1 protein-coding gene and 1 pseudogene are annotated in these 2,035 nt (G+C 74.9%); both read right to left on the bottom strand.

Annotated elements, in window-relative coordinates:
* Positions 1–540: pseudogene (locus SSOG_RS55745) on the bottom strand (hypothetical protein); the annotation flags it as partial.
* Between the two features lie 278 nt (positions 541–818).
* Positions 819–2,035, bottom strand: a 1,217-nt coding sequence (cbiE, locus tag SSOG_RS08190) for a precorrin-6y C5,15-methyltransferase (decarboxylating) subunit CbiE (protein WP_063631545.1), incomplete at its 5' end; no start/stop codon positions are given.

The raw sequence follows: 2,035 nt of genomic DNA on the forward strand, positions 1-2,035 counted from the left end.
CAGGGGGCGGCGGGGAGGCGTGGGGGGCGCGGCGGGGGCTTGGGGCGGCTGCGGCGCGGGCTGCTGCTGGACGGGCTGCTCGGGCGCCGGGTGCTCGACCGGCCCGGCCTGGGGCTCGGCGACCGGCTGCGGCTCGGGCATCTGCGCGTCGGCGTACGCGGCCATGCCGGGGTCCAGCACCCCGCCCTCGTACAGCCCGTGGCCCTGCTCCTGCGGGTACGGCTGCTGCATCGCGGCCTGCATCATCTGCTGCTCGTACTGCGCCTGCTGGTCGTACGGGGACTGCGGGTCGTACTGGGCCTGCTGCTCGCTCCAGGCGCCCTGCGCGCCCGGCATCAGCAGCAGGTCGTCCTCCTCGCCGCCGGTTTCGGGGCCGTCGAGGAAGGGGTACCCGGAGCCGGGCGGAACACCGGGCTGCGACTGTTCGGTGTAACCGGCGTCGGCAGGCGGGGCGTGGACATCCGCCGGGTGCGGTTGTCCGAGTCGTCCGCCTGCGTTCTCCGGCAGTCCCTCGCCCGGGACCTGGCCGGTGTCGGTCATGCGTACCCCTCGCCCATCGCTAGTGCTCCTTCCAACCGCCTACCGCCGGGAGCAAGCCCCGTGAGCAAGAACGAGCGTGCGCCGTGCGCGGCACGTAGCACGCCCGAGGCTTGCCCACCGCGACCCGGTAAGAAAGGGGCACATTCCGGCCTTTGGCCGATAAAGCGCCGAACACCGGGCAGCGGCACAGGCAGTACAACGATCCGCCAGCCTACCCCGCGCGACCCTTCCAGAAGGTCACCGGGGCGAAGCTCGGGAGGAACGTCACAGGGACAAAATCACTGGTGCGGGCGGTGTCCGCAGAGGAGAAAGGCGACCGCGCGTTCGCGTTCGGCCCACACCCGGGTGTCCAACTCGACGGATTGCAGCAGCAGGCACTCGACCCCGTAGCCGCCGACCTCCAGGGCGGCGCCGATGGCCTCCGCCTCGTCGCGGGTGGTGGCGTGGGTGACGATGCGCTCGGGGCGGCGCGCGGCGCACGCGGCGACGACGGGTGCGCCCCCGCCGCCGATACGGACGACGTCCGGCTCGGGCAGGTCTTCGAGGACGTCGGGCGCGGCACCGTGGACGACCTGGAGCTGGACGCCGAAGCGGCGGGCGAGGGTTTCGGCGCGTTCGCAGGCGTCCCGGTCGCGGTCGACGGCGATGACGGCGGCGCCGAATCCGGCGGTTTCGACGGCGGCGGCGCCGCTGCCGGCGCCGATGTCCCAGACCAGGTCGCCGACGCGGGGTCCGAGGCGGGCGAGTTGGAAGGAGCGCAGCTGCTGCGACTCGTGCTCGCCGAGCACGGTGGCGTACGCGGGGGCGGGCAGCGCCCAGCCGCGTACGGAGCCGGGGTAGCCGGGGTCGCGCCCGGCGATCCAGCCGCCGCTCTGGAGGGCGCCGCGGGCGGCGCCGGTGGGTGTGCCGGTGCGGGCGGCGACGCCGGAGCCGCCGATGACGATGACGACGTTGGGGTCGCGCCAGGTGTGGTCGGCGGCCTTGTCCGAGGTCAGCACGGTGACCTGCTCGCGTTCCGTGCCAAGGGCCTCGCAGATGACGAAGGTGCGGTGCACCGGGCCGAGGAGCAGGGCGAGTTCGGCGGGGCCCGCGCCGGGCGAGGTGAGGACGGCGACCTTGGTGTGGGCGCGGCAGACGTTGACGGCGCGTCGCAGGTCGCGGCTGTGGGCGACGACGACCTGGGCGTCGTCCCAGGGCATCCCGGCCCGGGCGAAGGCGGCGGCGACGGAGGAGACGGCGGGCACGACCTCGACCTCCAGGCCGTGCTCGGGGGCGCGCAGGGCGCGTACGACGCCGAAGAAGCCGGGGTCGCCGTCGGCCAGGACCACGGCCGAGCCGCGGTGCTGGGCGATGCGGCGGGCGGCGAGGTTCACGCTCCCGAGCCGGATGCGTTCGGCGCCGGGCGGGACTTCGGGCAGCGCCAGGTGGTGGGCGGCACCGGCCACGAGGGTGGCCGCGCCGAGGGCGGATCGAGCCCACGTCCATGAGCGGGGAG

The sequence above is a fragment of the Streptomyces himastatinicus ATCC 53653 genome (assembly GCF_000158915.1).
GTDB classification, from domain to species: Bacteria; Actinomycetota; Actinomycetes; order Streptomycetales; family Streptomycetaceae; genus Streptomyces; species Streptomyces himastatinicus.